Source organism: Streptomyces fildesensis, assembly GCF_016107395.1.
Lineage (GTDB): Bacteria > Actinomycetota > Actinomycetes > Streptomycetales > Streptomycetaceae > Actinacidiphila > Actinacidiphila fildesensis.
Map to the genome: position 1 here is coordinate 130,166 of NZ_JAAIKO010000013.1, position 22,050 is coordinate 152,215.

General features: G+C 71.7%; 21 protein-coding genes. 11 read left to right on the top strand and 10 right to left on the bottom strand.

Features of this window, described 5'->3' with window-relative positions:
• Nucleotides 1-5: 5 nt before the first annotated feature.
• The 5 genes from C6N31_RS20070 to C6N31_RS20090 form a co-directional block, all read right to left on the bottom strand.
• Nucleotides 6-1,244, bottom strand: coding sequence for a sensor histidine kinase (locus C6N31_RS20070; protein WP_138354126.1), 1,239 nt, complete (start codon nucleotides 1,242-1,244; stop codon nucleotides 6-8).
• A 6-nt stretch (nucleotides 1,245-1,250) separates the two neighbouring features.
• On the bottom strand, nucleotides 1,251-1,934 hold the full coding sequence (gene cseB / locus C6N31_RS20075; protein WP_138354127.1) for a two-component system response regulator CseB: 684 nt from the start codon (nucleotides 1,932-1,934) through the stop codon (nucleotides 1,251-1,253).
• Nucleotides 1,927-2,535 (bottom strand): hypothetical protein, encoded by a 609-nt coding sequence (locus C6N31_RS20080; RefSeq protein ID WP_244809340.1) that lies wholly within the window; start codon nucleotides 2,533-2,535, stop codon nucleotides 1,927-1,929. The genes cseB and C6N31_RS20080 overlap by 8 nt, the downstream gene beginning before the upstream one ends.
• Nucleotides 2,523-3,053 carry a SigE family RNA polymerase sigma factor gene (locus C6N31_RS20085; protein WP_138354128.1) on the bottom strand — a complete coding sequence of 177 codons (531 nt, stop codon included), beginning with the start codon at nucleotides 3,051-3,053 and terminating at the stop codon, nucleotides 2,523-2,525. Before C6N31_RS20085 ends, C6N31_RS20080 begins: the two co-directional genes overlap by 13 nt.
• Nucleotides 3,054-3,231: 178 nt before the next feature.
• A complete protein-coding gene (locus C6N31_RS20090) occupies nucleotides 3,232-4,128 on the bottom strand; it encodes an HhH-GPD family protein (protein ID WP_138354129.1) in 897 nt (298 codons plus the stop codon).
• Nucleotides 4,129-4,259: 131 nt separating this feature from the next.
• On the opposite strand from C6N31_RS20090, the gene C6N31_RS20095 reads away from it, so the two are divergent.
• Nucleotides 4,260-5,081, top strand: coding sequence for a hypothetical protein (locus C6N31_RS20095; protein ID WP_138354130.1), 822 nt, complete (start codon nucleotides 4,260-4,262; stop codon nucleotides 5,079-5,081).
• 214 nt (nucleotides 5,082-5,295) lie between these two features.
• Here C6N31_RS20095 and disA read toward each other — a convergent pair whose 3' ends face one another.
• Both disA and radA read right to left on the bottom strand, forming a co-directional pair.
• Nucleotides 5,296-6,420, bottom strand: coding sequence for a DNA integrity scanning diadenylate cyclase DisA (gene disA, locus C6N31_RS20100; protein WP_138354131.1), 1,125 nt, complete (start codon nucleotides 6,418-6,420; stop codon nucleotides 5,296-5,298).
• 101 nt (nucleotides 6,421-6,521) lie between these two features.
• Nucleotides 6,522-7,907, bottom strand: a complete 1,386-nt coding sequence (gene radA / locus C6N31_RS20105) for a DNA repair protein RadA (protein WP_138354132.1) — start codon at nucleotides 7,905-7,907, stop codon at nucleotides 6,522-6,524.
• Between the two features lie 192 nt (nucleotides 7,908-8,099).
• Here radA and C6N31_RS20110 point away from each other — a divergent pair, with 192 nt between their 5' ends.
• Entirely contained in the window at nucleotides 8,100-9,731 is a 1,632-nt protein-coding gene (locus C6N31_RS20110) for a BACON domain-containing protein (RefSeq protein ID WP_138354133.1), read from the top strand.
• Nucleotides 9,732-9,929: 198 nt separating this feature from the next.
• Here C6N31_RS20110 and C6N31_RS20115 read toward each other — a convergent pair whose 3' ends face one another.
• Complete coding sequence (locus C6N31_RS20115) at nucleotides 9,930-10,739, bottom strand: DUF3109 family protein (RefSeq protein WP_138354156.1); 810 nt, start codon at nucleotides 10,737-10,739, stop codon at nucleotides 9,930-9,932.
• A gap of 122 nt (nucleotides 10,740-10,861) precedes the next feature.
• Between C6N31_RS20115 and C6N31_RS20120 the strand changes: the two genes are divergently transcribed.
• The 6 genes from C6N31_RS20120 (at nucleotide 10,862) to C6N31_RS20145 (ending at nucleotide 17,015) form a co-directional block, all read left to right on the top strand.
• Nucleotides 10,862-11,830: a Ppx/GppA family phosphatase gene (locus C6N31_RS20120; protein ID WP_138354134.1), complete on the top strand. Its 969-nt coding sequence runs from the start codon at nucleotides 10,862-10,864 to the stop codon at nucleotides 11,828-11,830.
• 109 nt (nucleotides 11,831-11,939) lie between these two features.
• Nucleotides 11,940-12,752, top strand: a complete 813-nt coding sequence (locus tag C6N31_RS20125) for a sugar phosphate isomerase/epimerase family protein (RefSeq protein ID WP_138354157.1) — start codon at nucleotides 11,940-11,942, stop codon at nucleotides 12,750-12,752.
• Nucleotides 12,749-13,438: a TetR/AcrR family transcriptional regulator gene (locus C6N31_RS20130; RefSeq protein ID WP_138354135.1), complete on the top strand. Its 690-nt coding sequence runs from the start codon at nucleotides 12,749-12,751 to the stop codon at nucleotides 13,436-13,438. The genes C6N31_RS20125 and C6N31_RS20130 overlap by 4 nt, the downstream gene beginning before the upstream one ends.
• 210 nt (nucleotides 13,439-13,648) lie before the next feature.
• Nucleotides 13,649-15,490 (top strand): dihydroxy-acid dehydratase, encoded by a 1,842-nt coding sequence (gene ilvD / locus C6N31_RS20135; protein WP_138354136.1) that lies wholly within the window; start codon nucleotides 13,649-13,651, stop codon nucleotides 15,488-15,490.
• A 150-nt stretch (nucleotides 15,491-15,640) separates the two neighbouring features.
• Complete coding sequence (locus tag C6N31_RS20140) at nucleotides 15,641-16,189, top strand: hypothetical protein (protein ID WP_138354137.1); 549 nt, start codon at nucleotides 15,641-15,643, stop codon at nucleotides 16,187-16,189.
• Nucleotides 16,190-16,256: 67 nt separating this feature from the next.
• Nucleotides 16,257-17,015, top strand: coding sequence for a class I SAM-dependent methyltransferase (locus C6N31_RS20145; RefSeq protein WP_198357936.1), 759 nt, complete (start codon nucleotides 16,257-16,259; stop codon nucleotides 17,013-17,015).
• A 73-nt stretch (nucleotides 17,016-17,088) separates the two neighbouring features.
• Here C6N31_RS20145 and C6N31_RS20150 read toward each other — a convergent pair whose 3' ends face one another.
• Nucleotides 17,089-17,550, bottom strand: a complete 462-nt coding sequence (locus tag C6N31_RS20150; RefSeq protein ID WP_138354139.1) for a hypothetical protein — start codon at nucleotides 17,548-17,550, stop codon at nucleotides 17,089-17,091.
• A gap of 174 nt (nucleotides 17,551-17,724) precedes the next feature.
• Between C6N31_RS20150 and C6N31_RS20155 the strand changes: the two genes are divergently transcribed.
• From C6N31_RS20155 to proC, 3 genes are all read left to right on the top strand, one after another.
• Nucleotides 17,725-18,525 (top strand): ABC transporter ATP-binding protein, encoded by an 801-nt coding sequence (locus tag C6N31_RS20155; RefSeq protein WP_138354140.1) that lies wholly within the window; start codon nucleotides 17,725-17,727, stop codon nucleotides 18,523-18,525.
• A complete protein-coding gene (locus tag C6N31_RS20160; RefSeq protein ID WP_138354141.1) occupies nucleotides 18,522-19,361 on the top strand; it encodes an ABC transporter permease in 840 nt (279 codons plus the stop codon). Before C6N31_RS20155 ends, C6N31_RS20160 begins: the two co-directional genes overlap by 4 nt.
• A 174-nt stretch (nucleotides 19,362-19,535) precedes the next feature.
• Complete coding sequence (gene proC / locus C6N31_RS20165; RefSeq protein ID WP_138354142.1) at nucleotides 19,536-20,345, top strand: pyrroline-5-carboxylate reductase; 810 nt, start codon at nucleotides 19,536-19,538, stop codon at nucleotides 20,343-20,345.
• Nucleotides 20,346-20,402: 57 nt separating this feature from the next.
• On the opposite strand, the gene trpS is transcribed toward proC, so the two are convergent.
• Nucleotides 20,403-21,392, bottom strand: a complete 990-nt coding sequence (trpS, locus tag C6N31_RS20170; RefSeq protein WP_164296179.1) for a tryptophan--tRNA ligase — start codon at nucleotides 21,390-21,392, stop codon at nucleotides 20,403-20,405.
• Nucleotides 21,393-22,050: the final 658 nt, after the last annotated feature.

Sequence of the window (22,050 nt, forward strand, 5' to 3'; positions counted from 1 at the left end):
CATGTCTACCGGGGCAGCAGCAGCTGCGCGACCGCGCCGCCGCCGTCGGAGGCGGGAGCGTTGCGGAAGGTGAGCCGGGCGCGCAGTACGCGGGCCTGGCCGGTGGCGATGGTGAGGCCGAGGCCGTGGTCGCCGCCGGCCCGGTCGGAGCTGCCGGTGCGGAAGCGGCTGGGGCCCTCGCGCAGCAGATCGTCGGGGAAGCCGGGACCGTGGTCGCGGATCCGCAGGAACGGCCCGTTGATGCTCACCTCGGTCTGCGGCTTGCCGTGCCGGGCGGCGTTGGCCAGCAGATTGCCGAGGATGCGCTCCAGCCGGCGCGGATCGGTGTGCACGACCGCGTCCTCGATCACCGTCACCACGGCATCGGGATCGAGCGCCAGCACCCGCCTGCGGACGAAGTCGCCCAGGGCGACCTCCTGCAGATCGGCCTGCTCCGCGGCCCCGTCCAGCCGCGCCACCTCCAGCACGTCCTCGACCAGGGTGCGCAGCGCCTGCGCCCGGTTCCGCACCAGCTCGGCGGGACGGCCCGGCGGCAGCAGCTCGGCCGCGGTGACCAGCCCGGTCACCGGGGTGCGCAGCTCGTGGGCGATGTCGGCGGTGACCCGGCGCTCGGCCTCCAGCCGGTCCTGCAGGGCGTCGGCCATCGCGTCGACGGCGGCCGCCAGCTCGTCGGTCTCGTCCCGGACCCGGCCGCCGATCGCGTCGCGCACCCGTACCTCGGGGTTGCCGTCCGCCACCTTGCGGGCCGCGACGGCGGCCTTGCGCAGCCGCCGGGACATCTGGCCGCCGATCAGCACTCCGAGCGCGGTGCCGCCCACCACCACCGCGAGCGAGCCGACGACCAAGGCCTGGTCGAGGTCGACGAGGACCGAGTAGCGGTCCTTGAAGGTGGTGCGCAGCGACAGGATGCGGCCGTCGTTGGTCGGTGTCTCGGCCCACACGATCGGCGCGCCGCCACTGTCCTGGACGTACGTCGCCCGTTCGCCCCTGGCCGCGAACTCCTTGAGCGGCTTGGGCAGGGCCGGGTCGTCGAGCTGGGCGGAGAAGACCTTCTTGCCGGTGACCTCGTAGATCCGCAGCGCGGACTGCACCCGCTCGTCCTGTACGTCACGGGAGTTGTCGATCATGCTGACGCGGGCGGCGTTGTGCACCACCAGGCTCAGCGCCACGGCGACGAGCACCGATACGCAGGCGATGGCGGCACTGAGCTTCCAGCGCAGACTGGAGCGGGGGAACAACGGCATGGTCTGTCAGGCCCTGAGCTTGTAACCGAAGCCGCGCACCGTCTCGATCCGGTCCTGGCCGATCTTGACGCGCAGCCGCTGGACGTGGACGTCCACGACCCGGGTGTCGCCACCCCACTCATAGTCCCAGACCCGTTCCAGCAGCCGGTCGCGGGAGAGCACGGCGCCGGGCGCCGCGGAGAACTCCAGCAGCAGCCGCATCTCGGTGGGGGTCAGGGCGAGCCGCTCACCGCCGCGGGTCACCTCGAGGCCCTCGGGGTCGATCTCGATGTCGCCGAAGGACAGCAGGGCAGCCTCCGCCGGTTCGTCACCGGAGGAGGCGTGGCCGAAACGGCGCAGGACCGCCCGGATCCGGGCGACCAGCACCGCCCCGTCGAAGGGCTTCGTCACATAGTCGTCGGCGCCGGCCTCCAGGCCGAGCACGATGTCGATGGAGTCGGCGCGCGCGGACAGCATGATCACCGGCACGGTCGACTCGTCCCGGATCCGCCGGCACAGGCTGACGCCGTCCAGGCCCGGCACCATCACATCGAGCAGCGCGAGATCGGGCTGCTCGGCGCGGAACGCCTCCAGCCCGGCCAGTCCGTCGGCGACCGCCGTCACCTTGAAGCCGTCACGCTCCAGCGCGAGCGTGGTCGCCTCGCGGATGACGTCGTCGTCCTCGACGAACAGGACGTGTGTTTCAGCCATTCGACTTCATTTCCGGCTTGGGGGTGGGGAGCGCGTCCCCGTAGTCGGTGTACGTACGCTCCACCTGGACGAACCTGGTGTCCTTCCAGACGTACGTCAGGGCCTCCTGCCCGGTGGGGCAGCAGACCTGGTCGTCGCCTTTGTACACCTGACGGATGATCTCCAGCTTGCCGTTTTCCGCGCTGCCGTAGACCGGCGGCTGCTCATCGGCGAAGACGTTCCGATACTGCCCGCCGACCATCCGGTACACATAACTCGCGATCCCCATGCCGTCGCCGCAGGTGGCGACGTTCACGATCAGATCGGGTCCTTCTCCGCTGGTCAGATCGCCGGACGAGGTGTCCACCGGGTACTCGTCACCGGCGCAGGGCGCGAGATCCTCGCGCACCTCCTGGCTGACGTTCTGCGTGTCCTTCTTCACCAGCTTCGCCAGCGCCGCCGGGTCACCGGCGATGGACGGCGCCGGGCTGGGCTCCGCCTTCAGCGTCTGGAGCGGTGCGGGGCCCTCACGGCGTGCCCCGGTGCCGGTCCTGCAGCCTGCAAGCGCGGTCAGCAGGCACAGAGCCACTGCCACCGCGGTCAGCGCTGCTAGGCGGCGCACACGCCCTCCATCCGTGAGTAGCCGTAGCGGCCGTGCTCCAGCTCGTGGCGCAACCGGGCCAGTGCCCGGTGCAGGGTGCTCTTCACCGTACCCGTCGACATCCCCAGCGCGCGGGCGGTCTCCTCCGTGGACAGCTGGCCGTAGTGGCGCAGCATCACGACCTGGCGCTGCTTGGGCGCGAGGACCTGCAGCGCGTCGCGGAGCATCTCGCGGTCGGCGCGCTGGTCGGCGCCGTCGTCGACGCTGGCGTCCGGCAGCTCCTGGGTGGGGATCTCGTCGAGCTTGCGGTTCCGCCACCACTCGGTCCGGGTGTTGATCATGACGCGGCGCATGTAGGCGTCCGCGAGCGTCTTGTCGGCGATGCCGTCCCAGCGGGGGTAGGTGCGCACCAGCGCGGTCTGGACGAGGTCCTGGGCGTCGATCGGGTCGGGGACGAGCCGCCGTGCGCTCCGCAGCAGTGCGTCCTGCCGGGTCCTCACGTACTCCTCGAACTCCAGAACCGTGCCGTTCGCCGCCATGGGTCGCCCTCCGTCCCGTGCTGTCCCGCCCTGTCGACTGTTGCGCTGGGGTGCCAACCGTTCCGACGAGGACGACGCTACGGAGGGGATGTTGGGCTTTTGCCACCGTGGGCGCACAGAGGACTCACAGGAAGCCGTCGGTTATGTAACAGCCTCAGGACCAACGTCCCGAAGGGGTTTAAACCGGCAGTCGGTAGACCCCGTCGGCGAGCGGCTCGACGAGACCGTCCGCCACCAGGCCGTCCAGCGCGCGGGCCCGCTGCACCGGCTCGTCCCACACCGCGTCCAGCGCGGACTGCGGCACGGGATCGACCGCGTCCCGCAGCACGGCCAGCAGTTTTCCGCGCACCTGGCGGTCGGTACCCGCGTACGTCTGGCCGCGGCGCGGCGGGCCGGTGTGCTCGGGGGAGCCGGCCAGCCGCCAGGCGCAGCTCGCCGCGATCGGGCAGCGCACGCACTCGGGCCCGCGCGCGGTGCACACCAGCGCGCCCAGCTCCATCGTCGCCGCCGCCCAGCGGGCGGCCGTCCCCTTGTCGTCGGGCAGCAGCGCCAGCGCGGTACGGCGCTCCGCGGCGGTCGTCGCGGTCGGCGGGTACTGGACGCCGGTGACGGCGCGGGCGAAGACCCGGCGGACATTGGTGTCCAGGACGGAGTGCCGCTGCCCGTACGCGAACGAGCCGATGGCGGCCGCGGTGTACTCGCCGACACCGGGCAGCGCCAGCAACTTGGCGTGGTCGCGCGGGACTTCACCGCCGTGGCTCAGCGCTATCGCGGTCGCCGCCGCGTGCAGCCGCAGCGCGCGGCGCGGATAGCCGAGCCGCCCCCAGGCGCGGACGGCCTCACCCGCGGGCTCCGTGGCGAGGTCGGCGGGCCGCGGCCAGCGCGCCAGCCACTGCTCGTACACCGGCAGCACGCGGCTGACCGGGGTCTGCTGCAGCATGAACTCGCTGACCATCACGCCCCACGCACCGGCCTCCGGGCGGCGCCACGGAAGGTCCCGGGCATGCTCGTCGAACCAGTCGATGACGGGTGCGTGCAGATCGTGGTGGGCGGTGGCGCGGGTGTCTGTGCTCATAGCGTCGTCGATCCTCGCACATGCCACTGACAGTGACCGCTCGCGCGGGAAAACGTGATGATCGGGAAAGACCGCGCCCGGTGCGGCGGGTGTTGCGTCGGTGCGCGGCCGATCTCCCCTAGAGTTCGCGTGTGGGCTCTGTGCGCAATCCGATCGGACCTCTTCCGTCGTCCATCTACTGGCGACGGCGGGCTGTTGTGCTCTGCCTGGTCGCACTGCTCGCCGTGCTGGCCGTCTGGGCGGTCAACTCCGGCGGCTCCAGCGGCGGCACCGGCGCGAAGGGACCCGGCGGTCACACCCCCGCGACCTCCATCACGCCCGGCCCCACCCCCAGCGGACCGCACCTCCCCGGCCGCCCGGGCGGCCGGGACACCAGCGGTGGCAGCGGCAGCGGCGGTTCCTCCGACGGCACTTCGTCCGGCGGCTCCTCCGGCTCGCCCTCCGGCGGCACCGACTCCGGTGTCTCCGGCGGCGGTTCGAACGGCGCCTCGTCCGGCGGAGCGGCCTCCGGCGGCTCCAGCGGCCAGCTCCCGGCCGGCTCGACCCTCGCCGACTGCGCCGTCTCCGACGTCCAGTTGACGCTGCGCAGCACGCAGAACTCCTACGCGCCCGGCCAGAAGCCGAAGTTCGAGCTGACCGCGGCCAACTCCGCCGCGACGGCCTGCAAACTCGACTTCGGATCGACGGCGGCCATCGTCACCATCACCAACACCACCGGCAACAAGCACGTCTGGTCCACCGACGACTGCCCGGCCGGCCGCGGCGCCTACCTGCTGCAGGTTCCGGCGCACAGCTCGACGACTTACACGATCGAGTGGAACCGCCAGACCAGCTCCCCCGACTGCGCCACCCCCAAGGGCCAGCAGGCAGCCGTCGGCACGACCTACCTCGTCGAGGCAAGGCTCCAGGGCTTCACGCCGAAGCAGGCGTCATTCGTCCTGAAGGCCGACTAGGGCGTGTTGCGAAAGTAGCGCCGTTCGCCCGGTGGGCCAGGCGGGACTTTCGCAACACGTCCTCGCTCGGCCGAGAAGCCGAAGGGGGCCGGGTCCGCAGGGGCAGGGTCCGAAATGCTGCCGAGCTGTTTGTGGGCCGCCAGGCACGTAAACAGTCGATTTCGGACCCTGCCCCGGAGGGCCCGGCCCCCGACCCGCAAACCGGGACGGAGTCCTAGACGTACCGCTCCAGGATCGACGACTCCGCCAGCCTGGACAGGCCCTCCCGCACCGAACGCGCCCGCGCCTCGCCGACCCCGTCCACCGTCTGCAGGTCGTCGACGCTCGCAGCGAGCAGCTTCTGCAGGCCGCCGAAGTGCTCGACCAGCCGCTCGATGACCGTGTTCGGCAGCCGCGGCACCTTCGCCAGCAGCCGGTAGCCGCGCGGCGAGACCGCGGAGTCCAGCGTCTCGGGGGAGCCGGTGTAGCCCAGGGCACGGGCCACGGTGGTCAGTTCGAGGAGCTCGGCGTGCGGCAGCGCGTCCAGTTCGACGAGCGCCTCCGGCACGGTCCTGTTCCGCTTCGCGGTCGGCTCCGGCACGTAGTCCCTGACGACCAGCTCGCGCTCCGGCTCGACGCCCGCGATCAGCTCGTCCAGCTGCAGGGAGAGCAGCCGGCCGTCGGTGCCCAGCTCGACCACGTACTCGGCGATCTCGGTGGCGATCCGGCGGACCATCTCCAGCCGCTGCGAGACCGCGCTGACGTCCCGGACGGTGACCAGGTCCTCGATCTCCAGCGCGGAGAGCGTGCCCGCCACCTCGTCCAGGCGCAGCTTGTAGCGCTCCAGAGTGGCCAGCGCCTGGTTCGCCCGCGACAGGATCGCGGCGGAGTCCTCCAGGACCCGGCGCTGCCCGTCGACGTACAGCGCGATCAGCCGCATCGACTGGCTGACCGAGACGACCGGGAAGTTGACCTGCTTGCTCACCCGGTCCGCCGTGCGGTGCCGGGTGCCGGTCTCCTCGGTCGGGATGTTGGAGTCGGGGACCAACTGCACACCGGCCCGCAGAATCTTCGTGAGGTCCTTGTCGAGGATCAGCGCGCCGTCGAGCTTGCACAGTTCGCGGAGCCGGGTCGCGGTGAATTCGACGTCGAGGACGAAGCCGCCGGTACAGAGCGACTCGACGGTCTTGTCCATGCCGAGGACGAGCAGACCGCCCGTATTGCCCCGCAGAATGCGTTCGAGTCCGTCACGCAGGCCGGTGCCGGGAGCGACCGCGCTGAGCGAGGCGCGCATCAGGGCATCAGCAGCGGAACTCCCGCCGGACTTGCCGGGAGCTGCTGCCCGGTCGTTGGCTGCCACTGCAATCCTCCGGTCGCTACGGATGCCCAAAGGGCGAGACCAGGGCAAAGTTTACTGACGTTCTCTCCGCAATGGGCCAGCGACCGCTGTTCGGACCGTCTCTAGGCCCGTGAGCCACGCTTCGGGAGCACCCGCAGGGCGTCTCCTATGTCGGCCACCTCGATCACTTTCATGCCCGGCGGGATTTTCCCGGGATCCGGCGGTACCAGGGCATGGGTGAAGCCCAGCCGGGCGGCCTCGGACAGCCTGCGCTGCACCCCCGTGACCCGTCTGACCTCGCCCGCGAGGCCGACCTCGCCGATCGCGACCAGGTTCTTGGGCAGCGGTGTGTCGATCGCCGCGCTGGCCAGCGCGAGCGCCACGGCCAGGTCCGCGGCGGGCTCGGTGAGCTTCACACCGCCCACCGTCGCCGTGTAGATGTCGCGCTTTCCGATCGCCTGAATCCGGCCGCGCTGTTCCAGCACAGCGAGCATCATCGAGACCCGGGACGTCTCCAGACCCGAGGTCGTGCGGCGCGGGGACGGGATCTGGGTGTCGACGGTGAGCCCCTGGACCTCGACCACCAGCGGGCGCTTGCCCTCCAGCGTGACCGTCAGGCACGTACCGGGAACCGGTTCGTCGCGGCGGGTCAGGAAGAGTCCGGAGGGATCGGCCAGTCCCGTGATGCCCTCGTCGTGCAGTTCGAAGCAGCCGACCTCGTCCGTCGCGCCGTACCGGTTCTTGACGCCGCGGATCAGCCGCAGCCGGGCGTGTCGGTCGCCCTCGAAGCTCAGCACCACGTCCACCAGGTGCTCCAGCAGACGGGGGCCCGCGATGGCACCGTCCTTGGTGACATGGCCGACCAGGAGCGTCGACATACCGCGCTCCTTGGAGGCGCGGATCAGCGCGCCCGCGACCTCGCGGACCTGCGCCATGCCGCCGGGCGCGCCGTCGATCTCCGGGGACGCCACCGTCTGCACCGAGTCCAGGATCAGCAGCGACGGTTTGATGTCGTCCAGATGGCCCAGGACCGCCGACAGGTCCGTCTCGGCCGCCAGGTACAGATGGTCGGAGAGCGCGCCGATCCGGTCGGCGCGCAGCCGGACCTGGGACGCCGACTCCTCGGCGGTGATGTAGAGCGTCGGGCCCTGGGCGGTCGCCGCCTTCGCCGCCACGTCCAGCAGCAGCGTCGACTTGCCGACGCCCGGCTCACCCGCGACCAGCACGACCGCGCCGGGCACCAGCCCGCCGCCGAGCACCCGGTCCAGCTCGGGCACACCCGTCGAGCGGGCCGTCGCCTGGCTGACGTCCACCTGGCCGATCGGCTTGGCGGCCGTCGTCACCCGGCCGGCCGCGGTGGTCCTGACGGCGGGCGCGCCGCCGAACTCCTCGACGGTGCCCCAGGCCTGGCACTCCCCGCAGCGGCCGAGCCACTTCACGGTGGTCCAGCCGCACTCGGTGCAGCGGTAGGACGGACGGTCCTTCGTAGCGGTCTTGCGGGGAGGCATGGGGTTCACCGTAGTGGCAGGGTCCGACAACGCGTTCCCGGTGGACCGCGACAGCGCCCGCACTCGCATTCCCCCGGGCACTCGTACGAGTTAACGGGGTGTCCCCTTTTGAGCGGCATCACCACCCATACGGGTTAACGCTCACGAGGACGCCTGAGACTTGTGCTCCCGCCGCCCTACCGTCGCCAGGTGATGAGCAGGCAGGAGACCCACCCCCAGGACGCCGCTACGGGCCCTCGCACCGGTACGCACCGCAAGCACCGGGCGACGGCGCCCCGGACGCGCCCCGAACCGCGTCCGGAACAGCGCAAGGACCGGCGCCCGCACGGCACGTTGCCGATGCAGCCCCCGGCCCACTACGAGCCCTATCTGGACGGGCTGTTCACCTACTGCCTCTCCGTCCTCTGCGAGCACGACGCCGCCGCGGCGGCGCTCGGCGAGGTGCTGGCCCTCGCCGAGCGGCAGCGCGGCCGGCTCCGTGAGGCCGGGCTGCGCCGCCCCTGGCTCTACGCCCTCGCCCGCTGGTCCTGCCGCCGCCGCCTCGCGGCCGGCCGGCCCGATCTGCCCCGCATGTCGGAGGCGGTCGCCGCCGAACGCCGCGGCCAGCTCGCCGCCCTCGCCTGGCCGGAGGCCGCCGGCACCACCCCCGAGCAGCGCGAGGCCCTCGAACTCGCGGTCCGCCACCAGCTCCCGCCGCACGAGGTCGGCCACGTCCTCGGCATCGAGGCGGACGCGGCCCGCGCGCTCCTCGCCCGCGCCGCCTGCGAGGTCGAACGCACCCGCGCCGCGCTCGCCGTCGTCGAGGTCGGCACCTGCGCGGCCGTCGCGCGGCTGGCCGGTGACACCCAGGTGCTGCTCGGCACGGCCCTGCGCCGGGAACTCGTCCGCCATGTCGACGACTGCCCGGAGTGCCGGCTCACCGCCGAGCGCGCCGTCGTCGGCGGCCCCTGGCCCGGCACCGCGACCACCGCGGCGACCGCCGTGCTCACCATGCTCGAAGCGCCACGGTCCGCCGCGTACGCCGCCCTGATGCACTCCATGCGCGACGGCGCCGGCCGCAGCCGCGAGGGCACCCCGCGCTTCGACCGGCGCGGCTTCCCCCTGGACCACAAGGACCGCGCGGCCCGCCGCGCCCAGCTGCGGCACCGCGCCGTCACCACCACGGTCGTCGCCGCCGTCGTCGCCGCCCCGGTACTCGCCCTCTGGGCCGCCTACCGTGGCGCGCCGATCGGCGCCGACCAGCCGGGCGGCGGCATCTCCGCCAGCGAGCCGGATGGTGCCGACGGCATCGACGGCCACCCGTACGAAAAGGCCGGCAGCACGGGCTCCAACGACGCCCACCACCCGGCGACCCCCCGAACAACGGTCAGCGTGGACACCTCCGCCTCACCGTCCACTCCACCCGGCACCCCCACCCCAGGCGCCCCCGGCCACCTCACCGTCACCGCCGGATCCCACAGCGGCACCACCGTCATCACCCTCACCGCCACCGGCGACACCCCGGTCCACTGGACCGCCTCCACCGCCGCCTACTGGCTCCACCTGAGCGCCACGAGCGGCGACCTCCGCCCCGGCGAGTCAGCCACCCTCACCGTCACGGTCGACCACTCCACCGAACCCACAGCCCCCTGGGCCGCCCGCATCCTCCTGAACCCCTCCGGCGCGGTGGTCACCGTCCGAGGCCATGCCACACCCCCCACCCACACCAAGCCCCCCACCCCAACCCCCACCCACACCCCAACCCCCACGCCAACAACCGAGGAGCCCAGCCCCACACCCACCCCAACCCCGAGCGAGTCGTCCTCAGCCCCACCGGCGGCCTGAGCGGCGGGACCACGGGCGGTGTGAGCACGGCGCGGGTGCGGTGACGCGAGGGGGCCGGGGGCCGCAGGGGTGGGTTTCGAAATGCTGCCGAGCTATTTGTGGGCCGCCAGGCCCTAAATAGTCGATTTCGAAACCCACCCCGGAGGACCCGGCCCCCGACCCCACAACGAACCGCCCGCTCAGATCCGCCGGAAGGGTCTACGCCGGGTCCGCCGGATGCGGCGCCATCGGCAACAACGCCGCCAGCCGAGCCTCACAGAGCTCCACCAACCGCCCGTACCCCGCCACACCCATCAACTCCGTCAGCTCCGGCCGGTACGACACATACACCGGATCCCCCGCCCCATGCGCCGACGTAGCACTCGTGCACCACCAATGCAGGTCATGCCCACCCGGCCCCCACCCCCTCCGGTCGTACTCCGCGATCGAGACGACCAGCACCCGCGTCTCGTCCGGCCGGTCCACCCAGTCGTACGTACGCCGGATCGGCAGCTGCCAGCACACGTCCGGCTTGGTCTCCAGCGGCTCCTTGCCCTCCCGCAGCGCGAGGGCGTGCAGCGCGCAGCCCTGCCCGCCGGCGAAACCGGCCCGGTTGCTGAAGATGCAGGCGCCGTCGACGACGCGGGTCTGGCGTTCACCGTCCTCGTTGACCATGGCCCAGGCGCCGGCCTTCTTCGTGCCGAGGTCGTGGAACTGCCACGTCTCGGGGGTGAGCCGGGCGGCGTGGCCGGCGACGCGCTGTTCGTCCTCCTCGTCGGAGAAGTGCGCGCCCAGCGAGCAGCATCCGTCGGCGGCCCGGCCGGCGACGATGCCCTGGCAGCCCTGGCCGAAGATGCACGTCCAGCGGGAGGTGAGCCAGGTGAGGTCGCAACGGAACAGCTGCTCGTCGTCGGCCGGGTCGGGGAACTCGACCCAGGCGCGGGCGAAGTCCGGACCGACCTCGTCGGGCACGGAGGCGGGTACGGACCGCTGCTGGGACTTTTTCGACTGCTTGAGCTTCTTTGCCACGTTCTTCGCCACGCCGCCAGGGTAGATCGCCGGGAGCCCGGACAACGTCTGTGGCGGTCCCCACGCCATCTGTGGCGGCCCCCGCACCATCTGCGGCGCGGATGGGCGCTAGCGTCTGTCCCATGCGACTCGGAGTGCTCGACGTGGGTTCCAACACCGTTCACCTACTGGTGATGGACGCGCACCCGGGCGCGCGCCCGCTGCCCGCCTACTCCCACAAGGCGGAGTTGCGGCTGGCGGAACTGCTCGACGACCGGGGTGCGATCAGCCTGGAGGGCGTCGACCGGCTGGTCGCGACCCTCTCGCAGGCGCTGCGGGTCGCGGAGGACAAGGGCGCCGAGGACGTGCTGGCGTTCGCCACCTCGGCGGTCCGGGAGGCGGCCAACGGTGAGGCGGTGCTCGCGCGGGTCGCCGCCGAGAGCGGTGTGACGCTCACGGTGCTGTCCGGCGAGGACGAGGCCCGGCTGACGTTCCTCGCGGTGCGCCGCTGGTTCGGCTGGTCGGCGGGCCGGCTGCTGGTTCTGGACATCGGCGGCGGTTCCCTCGAAGTCGGCTACGGCATGGACGAGGACCCGGACGCGGCGGTCTCGCTGCCGCTCGGCGCGGGCCGGCTGACCAGCACCTGGCTGCCCGGCGACCCGCCCGCCACCGATGACGTGCGCGCGCTGCGCAAGCACGTGCGGGCCGAGATCGCCCGGACGGTCGCGGAGTTCTCCCGGCTCGGCCGCCCCGACCACGCGGTGGGCACGTCGAAGACGTTCAAGCAGCTCGCACGGATCGCGGGCGCCGCCCGCAGCGCCGACGGCGTGTACACCCAGCGGTCGCTGACCCGCAGGTCACTGGAGGAGTGGGTGCCCCGGCTGACGACCATGCGGCGGGCCGAGCGCGCGCAGCTGCCGGGGGTCTCCGAGGGCCGCGCGGGCCAGCTGCTGGCGGGGGCGCTGGTGGCGGAGGCGGCGATGGACCTCTTCGGGGTCGCGGAGCTGGAGATCTGTCCGTGGGCGCTGCGTGAAGGGGTGATTCTCCGCAAACTCGACCTTATGGGGAATGAGCGCGGTTCGATGTTGACCGTGTCACGTCGGCGCAGATGAGAGTGCCGTTCGGCTGACCCGTCGCCGTACGCTGTCTCCCGTGGCTGAACGAGCGGACCCAAAGGCGTACGCGGACCGGCAGGCGTACGGCGTTCCCGCGCCCGGACATGTGGTCCGGGTGCCGGACGCGAAGGTCGCGCTGTCCACGGCCTCGGTCTATCCGGAGTCCACGGCGACGGCCTTCGAGATCGCCGCCCGGCTCGGTTACGACGGCGTCGAGGTCATGGTGTGGACCGATCCGGTCAGCCAGGACATAGAGGCGCTGCGCCGGCTCTCGGACTATCACCACGTCCCGATCCTCGCCGTGCACGCGCCGTGCCTGCTGATCACCCAGCGGGTGTGGTCCACCGACCCGTGGATCAAGCTCCAGCGGGCACGCGCGGCGGCCGAGACGCTGGGCGCGTCGACCGTCGTCGTGCATCCGCCCTTTCGGTGGCAGCGCAACTACGCGCGCGATTTCGTCCGGGGGATCTGGCGGATGGCGGACGAGACCGATGTCCGCTTCGCCGTCGAGAACATGTACCCGTGGCGGTACCGCGACCGCGAGATGCTCGCGTACGCGCCCGACTGGGACGTCACCAAGGACGACTACCGGCACTTCACGGTGGACCTCTCGCATGCCTCCACGTCCCGCAGCGCGGCCCTGGACATGGTCGACCGGATGGGTGACCGGCTCGCGCACGTCCATCTCGCCGACGGCAACGGCTCGGCCAAGGACGAGCACCTGGTGCCGGGCCGTGGCGGTCAGCCCTGCGCCGAACTGCTGGAACGGCTCGCGCTGAGCGGGTTCACCGGTCATGTGGTCGTCGAGGTCAACACGCGGCGGGCGATGTCCGCCGCCGAACGTGAGGCCGATCTCGCCGAGGCGCTGGCCTTCACCCGGCTCCATCTGGCCACGGCGGCCAGGGTCCCCGGCGCGTGACGGCGCGGGCGAAGGGTGAGCCGCCGGCCGGGCAGGACCACGTCTCCGAAGCCGGATCGCAAGCCGCACCGAAGGGTGGGCCGAAGGGCGAGCCCCGTCGTCGTGGGCGTCCCAGCGGGACGCGCGCCGGGGCGACCGACTCGCGGGACCGCATCCTGGTCGCGGCCCGCGCCGAGTTCTCCGCGCGCGGCTACGACAAGACGTCGGTCCGTTCGATCGCGAAGGCGGCCGAGGTGGACCCGGCGCTGGTGCACCATTATTTCGGCACCAAGGAGCAGGTCTTCGCGGCGGCGATCGAGACGTCCTTCGAGCCCGCGCTGAACGTGCCCGACGTGGTGGGGCAGGGCCCCGACGGCATCGGTGAGCGGCTCTCCCGCTACTTCCTCGGCGTCTGGGAGAACCCGGCGACCCGTGGCCCGCTGCTGGCCGTCGTCCGGTCCGCGCTGACGCACGAGACGGCGGCGGCCGTCCTGCGCGGGTTCCTGCTGCGCATGCTGCTGGAGCGCATCGCGGAGGATCTGCGGGTGCCGGATCCGAAGCTGCGGGCCGAGCTGGCCGCCTCGCAGATGGTCGGGATCGCGATCCTGCGCTACGTGATCAAGGTGGAGCCGCTGGCCTCGGCCGATGTCGAGGACATCGTCGCGCTGGTGGCGCCTACGCTGCAGCGTTACCTGACCGAAGGGTGACGCCGACCGAGGCGTGAGGCCGACCGAGGCGTGACGCCTCCCGAGGCGTGACGCCTCCCGAGGGTGACCCTGGCCGGAGCCTCGGCCCCGCCTGGGAGGTGACCGGGATATGACCCGTTCGTCCCGCATTCCGGACAGGCTGTCCAGAGCGTGGAACCACGGCGTACTGTCGGAAGGATCCGAGGACGAACTTGAGGGAGTGGAGCTACCGTGCCCGATCTGAGGTCACGAACGGTCACCCACGGCAGGAACATGGCGGGGGCCCGCGCTCTGATGCGCGCTTCCGGTGTGGCGAGCGCCGACATCGGCAAGCCGATCATCGCGGTCGCCAACAGCTTCACCGAGTTCGTACCGGGCCACACCCATCTTCAGCCGGTCGGCCGGATCGTCTCCGAGGCGATCCTGGCGGCGGGCGCCGTCCCGCGTGAGTTCAACACCATCGCGGTCGACGACGGCATCGCGATGGGCCACGGCGGCATGCTCTACTCGCTGCCCTCGCGCGACCTGATCGCCGACTCCGTCGAGTACATGGTCGAGGCGCACTGCGCGGACGCGCTGATCTGCATCTCGAACTGCGACAAGATCACGCCCGGCATGCTGATGGCCGCCCTGCGCCTCAACATCCCGGTCGTCTTCGTCTCCGGCGGTCCGATGGAGGCCGGCAAGGCCACCCTCGTCGACGGCACCGTCCGCAAGCTCGACCTCGTCAACGCGATCTCCGACGCGGTCAACGAGAACGTCTCGGACGAGGACATCCTCCGTATCGAGGAGAACGCCTGCCCGACCTGTGGCTCGTGTTCCGGCATGTTCACCGCCAACTCGATGAACTGCCTCGCCGAGGCGATCGGTCTGGCGCTGCCCGGCAACGGTTCGGTGCTGGCCACCCACACCGCCCGCAAGGCGCTCTACCAGGACGCCGGCCGCACGATCGTCGACATCACCAAGCGCTACTACGAGCAGAACGACGAGACCGTCCTGCCGCGCAACATCGCGACCCGCGCCGCCTTCGAGAACGCCGTGGCGCTCGACATCGCCATGGGCGGCTCGACCAACACGATCCTGCACCTGATGGCGGCCGCGCAGGAGGCCGAGGTCGACTTCGACATGGCGGACATCGACGCGCTCTCGCGCCGGCTGCCCTGTCTGTCGAAGGTCGCGCCCAACGGCGACTACTACATGGAGGACGTGCACCGGGCCGGCGGCATCCCCGCCATCCTCGGCGAGCTGTACCGCGCGGGCCTGCTGAACGAGGACGTGCACACCGTGCACTCGCCCTCGCTCGCCGACTGGCTCAAGAGCTGGGACATCCGCGGCGGCTCCGCGTCGCCCGAGGCCGTCGAGCTCTTCCACGCCGCCCCCGGCTGCGTCCGCTCCGCGTCCGCCTTCTCGCAGTCCGAGCGCTGGGACACCCTCGACACGGACGCCGCCAACGGCTGCATCCGCGACGCCGCGCACGCCTACTCCACCGAGGGCGGCCTGGCGATCCTGTACGGCAACCTCGCCGTGGACGGCTGCGTCGTGAAGACCGCCGGTGTCGACGAGTCGATCTGGACCTTCGAGGGCCCCGCCGTCGTGGTGGAGTCCCAGGAGGCCGCCGTCGACGCGATCCTCACCAAGCGCGTCAAGGAGGGCGACGTCGTCGTCATCCGCTACGAGGGCCCCAAGGGCGGCCCCGGCATGCAGGAGATGCTCTACCCGACCTCGTTCCTCAAGGGCCGCGGTCTGGGCAAGGCGTGCGCGCTCATCACCGACGGCCGCTTCTCCGGCGGCACCTCGGGGCTGTCGATCGGCCACTGCTCGCCGGAGGCGGCGTCGGGCGGCACCATCGCCCTCGTCGAGGACGGCGACCTGATCCGTATCGACATCCCGAACCGCGGCGTCAACCTCATCGTCCCCGACGAGGAACTCGCCGCCCGCCGCGAGGCGTTGGGCGGCGTCTACGCCCCCAAGAACCGCGTGCGCAAGGTCTCGCCGGCCCTGCGCGCCTACGCCGCGATGGTGACCAGCGCGGACAAGGGCGCGGTCCGCGACGTCAGCAAGCTCGAAGGCTGAAAGCGGGCCTGAGCAAGGCCCTGAGCGCTTCCGCTGCCCCGACCGGTCGATCATCCCGACCGGGCGGGGCAGCGGTGCGTCCGGGGGCAGTTTTTCCGATACGTCCCTTTGTGGTCCCCGGAGGCCGTGTCGTTCGGCGATAATCGAACCGTGGACGACGACCCCCAGACCCAGCCGACCGACCAGCCGGAACCCGCGGCCTCCGACGGCCCCCAGCCCGAGCCCCTGCGTTTCTTCGGCACGACCTGGGTGCACCACGACGGCGGCTACGCCCTGCGCCGCGCCGGCGTCGCCGTCGGCGCGCTGGCCGCCGCCGCTGCCGGTGCGTTCGTGCTGCGCTTCGGCTTCCAGGGTCTGAGCATCGCGAAGGTCGGCACCTTCGTCGGGCTGCTCGTCGTCGTCGCGTTCGCCGTCTGCAGTGCGCTGGCCTTCCGCAAGACCTGGGAGGGCTTCGTCCGCCGCCCCGAGCCCGGCGCCAGGGGTTCCGACGCGGCAGCGGGCTCCTCACAGGGCATTCTGCTGATCGGTTTCATCGGCACGCTGCTCGCCTACAGTGTCCGCGCCCTCATCGAGGCCCCCGGCGAGAAACTGCACCGCGCCGAATACGAGCGCGCCCGCGAACTGCACACCCGGCGCCGCAGCACCCGCACCGGCAACCCGGCCGCCCGCGCCGCCGCCAAGAAGCGCAAGCGCGGCTAGGTACGGGCAGGCGGCACGTTCGGTTGATCCACCGGCGAGCGGTCCCCGGCCTCGGCAGAATGTTCGTATGACGTCGTCGTCGCACACCGAACTGGCCAGGTCGTTCAACGCGGTCGCGGCCGAGTACGCGGCCGCCCGCCCCAGCTATCCGCCCGCGCTGTTCGACGCCGTGGAGGAACTCTCCGGCTGGTCGCTGACGGATGCCACGGTCATCGACGTGGGCGCGGGCACCGGCATCGGCACTCGTCTGCTGGCAGCGCGCGGAGCGCGCGTCACCGCGGTGGAGCCCGGCGCCGGCATGGCCGCGCAGCTCCGGGCCACGCTGCCGGCCGTTCCGCTCGTCAGGGCCGACGGCAACGCGCTGCCCTTCGCGGACGGCGCCGCCGACTTCGTGACGTACGCCCAGGCGTGGCACTGGACCGAACCGGCCCGCTCGGTCCCCGAGGCGCTGCGCGTGCTGCGCCCGGACGGCGCGCTGGCCATGTGGTGGAACGTTCCCGACCTGAGCCACGGCTGGGTGGCCGACCAGGAAGCGCGACTCGCCGAACGCTGCCCGGGCTACCGGGCGCCCGGCTTCCCGCACACCGCCTCCGGCCTGCTCGCGCCCTTCGCGGTCCGCACCGGGACGCACTCCGTCCGCTGGTCGCGCCGGATCACCGTGGACGACCGGCTCCGGACCCTCGGCACCCACTCGTTCCTCGCCGTGCTGGGTGCGGAAGCGGAGCCGGTCCTGCGCGAGGAGCGGGAGGAGCTGCTCGCGCTGTTCCCCGACGGCGTGCTCGACGAGCCGTACGTCACGGACGTGACGGTGGCCCTCCGGGCCTGAGCCCTCAGGCCGTACGTCACGGTGGCCCTCCGGGCCTGAGCCCTCGCCAGGTCATGGCCCAGGTCGTGTCTTCCTAGCTGCGGCGCGAGGCCGCCACCGCGCCGACCGAACCCACGACAGCGGCCACGATCGCGCCGCGCCACAGGCCGTCCCACAGGCTGCCGAAGAAGCCCTCGCTGCTCAGGATCTGCCGCATCACGAAGTCGGAGACGAAGAGCAGCCCGGCCGGCACCACCGCCACCTGCCAGGGATGCGCGCGCGCCCAGCGGCGAATCCGGCGGTCGGCCTTGGCGCTGGTGCCGAGCACCGCGCCGGCCCCGCCGACGAGGAAGAAGAGCATCAGGGCGACGGACAGCGCACTCACGACCATGCCGAGTCCGAAGTCACCCCCGATGGCATGGAGCGCGAGCGAGACTCCGCCGCCCAGCGCTCCCACGGCCGCGGCGGGCCGCCAGGGCCCGAGCGTCGCCGAGGCCACGGCCAACTGCCGCTTCTCGGACCTGGTCACATCGATGTCGCGGGATGAACGCCTCATACCGCCACAGTCCTGCGGCCGCCTCTTGAACGCCATAGGGGATGACCCTGAGCAGACCCGGACCGACCCGACCCCTGTCCCCATGAGCGTCGGCGCCCGACGAGCGGACGCCGGTGCTCGACGAGCTCCCGCCGGGCGCTTGACGAGGACCCGCCGGCGGAGGATATTCATCACATGATGAATAAATTTGAACCGGCGGTACGGGCCGACGGACTGACCGTCGTCCGCGGCAGCCGTACCGTCCTGAACAGCCTCGGGTTCACCGTCCCGCGCGGTCAGGTCACCGGTCTGCTGGGCCCCAGCGGCTGCGGAAAATCCACCCTCATGCGCGCGATCGTGGGCACCCAGGCGCACGTCACCGGCACTCTCGACGTCCTGGGCCGCGCCGCCGGCCACCCCCGGCTCCGCTCCCGCGTCGGCTACGTCACCCAGGCGCCGTCCGTCTACACCGACCTCACCGCCCGCCAGAACCTCGACTACTACGCGTCCGTCCTCGGCCTGACCCGCGCCGCCCGCCGCGAGCACGTGGACCGCGCCCTCACCGACGTCGACCTCGTCTCCCACGCCGACGCACTCGCCGGAAACCTCTCCGGCGGCCAGCGCGGCCGGGTCTCCCTCGCGGTCGCCCTGCTCGGCGAACCCGAACTCCTCGTCCTCGACGAACCCACCGTCGGCCTCGACCCCGTCCTGCGCCGCGACCTGTGGAACCTCTTCCACCGGCTCGCCGACGAGCGCGGCGCCACCGTCCTGATCTCCTCGCACGTCATGGACGAGGCGGAACGCTGCCATCGCCTGCTCCTCATGCGTGAGGGCGGCATCCTCGCCGACGACACCCCCGACGGGCTGCGCGAGTCCACCGGCTCCGCCACCGTCGAGGAGGCCTTCCTCCACCTCGTGGACGCGGCCAACGCCGGCTCCGACCACCGCACGAACGTCGTCACCCTCCCCGACACCCGCCAGGAGCAGGCCAAATGAACGCGCACCCGTCGCCCGCCGGCACCCTCCCCCGAACTCCGTCCGGGGGGACCCCCAAGGACCCTTCCGAGGCAACGTCCGAGCGGGCTCCCCGCGCCTTCTCTCTCCTGCGCACCCTCGCCACCGCCCGCCGGGTCCTGCGCCAGCTCGGCCACGACCGCCGCACCATCGCCCTGATGCTGGTCGTCCCCTGCCTGCTGCTCGCGGTCCTGAGCTGGGTCTACGACGGCAAGCAGCACACCTTCGACCAGGTCGGAGCATCGCTCCTCGGCATCTTCCCGCTCATCCTGATGTTCCTGGTCACCTCGATCGCGACCCTCCGCGAACGCACCTCCGGCACGCTGGAGCGGCTGCTGTCCATGCCGCTGGGCAAGGCCGACCTGCTCGGCGGCTACGCCCTCGCCTTCGGCGGCGTCGCCGTCGTCCAGGCGTGCCTCGCCACCGGGCTCGCCGTCTGGGGGCTGGGCCTGGACGTCGTCGGCTCGCCCTGGCTGCTCCTCGTCATCGCCCTCGCCGACGCGTTCCTGGGCATCGCCCTCGGCCTCTTCGTCAGCGCGTTCGCGGCCAGCGAGTTCCAGGCCGTCCAGTTCATGCCGGCCGTGCTCCTCCCGCAGCTGCTGATGTGCGGACTCCTCGTCCCGCGCGACACCATGCAGCCGGTGCTCGCCGCCGTCTCCGACGTGCTCCCCATGTCGTACGCGGTCGACGGCATGACGCAGGTCGTCCAGCACACCGGAGTCACCGGCGACTTCGTCCGCGACCTGGCCGTCGTCGCGGCGTGCGCCCTCGTGGCCCTGGCCCTGGGAGCAGCCACCCTCCGCCGCCGCACGGCCTGACGCCGGTCCGCGCGGTCCGACGCCGGGCTGCGCGGTCTGACGCCCGCCGCCCGGCCCGACGCCCGCCGCCCGGCCCGACGCGCCCCGTACCGGCAGTTGGACCGAAAAGCCGCGGGTGGCGCACGTGGTGCGAGGATGGCCGCGAAAGCCCCCGTACCGCTCGAAGGTGACGCCATGACCCAGAAAGTCGCCGTACTCGGCACCGGCAAGATCGGTGAGGCCCTCCTCTCCGGCATGATCCGGGCCGGCTGGTCGCCCGACGACCTGCTCGTCACCGCGCGGCGCCCGGAGCGGGCGGAGGAGCTGCGGACCCGGTACGGCGTCGAGGCCGTCAGCAACGCGGAGGCGGCGAAGGCCGCCGACACCCTCATCCTCGCCGCGAAGCCGCAGGACATGGGTGCCCTCCTCGACGAGCTGGCGCCGCACGTCGCCGCCGACCGCCTCGTCATCAGCGCCGCCGCCGGCATCCCGACCGCGTTCTTCGAGGAGCGGCTGACGGAGGGCCTCGCGGTCGTCCGCGTCATGCCGAACACCCCGGTGCTGGTCGACGAGGGCATGTCCGTCATCTCCGCGGGCAGCCACGCCACCGAGGCGCACCTCGTCCGCACCGAGGACATCTTCAAGCCGGTCGGCAAGACGCTGCGCGTCCCCGAGAAGCATCAGGACGCCGCCACCGCGCTGTCCGGCTCGGGCCCCGCGTACTTCTACTACCTGGTCGAGGCGATGACCGACGCCGGCATCCTCCTCGGCCTGCCGCGCGCCCAGGCGCACGACCTGATCGTCCAGTCGGCGATCGGCGCGGCCGTGATGCTGCGCGACAGCGGCGAGCACCCGGTGAAGCTCCGTGAGGCGGTGACCTCACCGGCCGGCACCACCATCAGCGCTATCCGGGAGCTGGAGAACCACGGGGTGCGGGCCGCGCTGATCGCCGCCCTCGAAGCGGCCCGCGACCGCAGCCGCGAGCTGGCTTCCGGCAACGGCTGAGGGCAGCGGACTCCCAGAGCTTCGAAGGGGCGGGCCACCTGAGCCCGCCCCTTCCTCTCACAGCAGCCCGATCGCCCGGTACGCGGCGTCCACCGTCGGCCGCGCGAGGGTGCGCGCCCGCTCGGCGCCGTCGCGCAGCACCTCGTCGAGAAAGCCGGGATCGGCGCAGAGCGCGGCATGGCGTTCCTGCAACGGCCGCAGGAGTTCGACGACCGCCTCCGCCACGTCCTTCTTCACCGAGCCGTACGAGTCGTACCCCGCGGCCAGCTCCGCCGGCTCGCCGCCGGTGCAGGCGGCCAGGATCTCCAGCAGGTTCGCGAGCCCCGGCTGTTCCACCCGGTCGTACTCGACGTCGGACCCGCTGTCCGTCACCGCGCGCATGACCTTCTTGCGGATCACCGCCGGCTCGTCGAGCAGGGAGATGACCCCGGTCGTCGCGCTCGCGGACTTGCTCATCTTGGAAGCCGGCTCCTGCAGATCCATCACCCGCGCGGCCACCGGCGGGACCACGGCACGGGGCACGGTGAACGTGTGCCCGTACCGCTGGTTGAAACGGACCGCCAGATCACGGGACAGCTCGACGTGCTGCGCCTGATCGTCGCCGACCGGCACCTCGTCGGTCCGGTACGCCAGGATGTCCGCCGCCATCAGCACCGGATAGGTGAGCAGGGAGACCCGCACCGACTGTTGTTTCGCGGACTTCTCCTTGTACTGGATCATGCGCCGCAGCTCGCCGTCCGTGGCGGTGCATTCCAGTACGTACGACAGCCGGGTGTGCTCGTCGACGTGGCTCTGCACGAATACCGTGCACACCTTCGGGTCGAGACCGGCTGCCAGCAGGAGTGTCGCCGTCTGCCGTGTCAGCCGTCGCAGCCGGGCCGGTTCGTGCTCGACGGTGAGGGCGTGCAGGTCGACGATGCTGAACAGGGCGTCTTCCTGGTGCGGGCTCTGGTGCTGGTCGACCGAGACCCACCGCTGGATGGCCCCGAGGTAGTTCCCCAGGGTGAGGTGCCCCGACGGTGTCACTCCGCTGAAGATCCGCGTCATCTCAGAGACTTCTTCCTTGTCGTGGCCGCCGCGGTCGCCGGCCGGGCGTCAAGGTCGAGATACGCGAACGGCCGCCGAAGCGGCGGCCGTTGGGTGCATGCGCTGCAGGGGTCGGCCGCCTTCAGGCGGCCCACCAGAGCTGTGTGTGCGCATGCGTCGTCATGGGGCTCAGGATACCCCCGGGTGGTGTCCTTGGCACGGAGTTGACGAAGGTGGGTCGCGTGCGTAGTGTTCTCCGAGTTGCCCGCCGGTGAACGCCGACGCGAGTCGGTCCCGAGGCAGCCACTCCAGATGACAACCATTCGAACGAACGACGCTCTGTCGTCTTGTTTTCGTGCGCGTTTTCGGAATGGGAACGGAAAGCAGCCGATTGGATCGGAAGCCGAAGTTCCGCTAAAGTTTCACTCGTCGGAAGGGCTCAACGGCCCTGATGACAAACCCCGCTGACTGGGAGTCAGGCCCGAAAGGTTCTGATAGAGTCGGAATCGCCGGAAAACGCGAAAGCGAAGAAGGCGAAACCCGCTGACTGGGAATCGGACGCGAAAGCGTCTGATAGAGTCGGAAACACGAAGGGAAGCCCGGAGGGCGCCGGTGACGGCACCAAAGGAAGCGTCCGTTCCTTGAGAACTCAACAGCGTGCCAAAAGTCAACGCCAGAC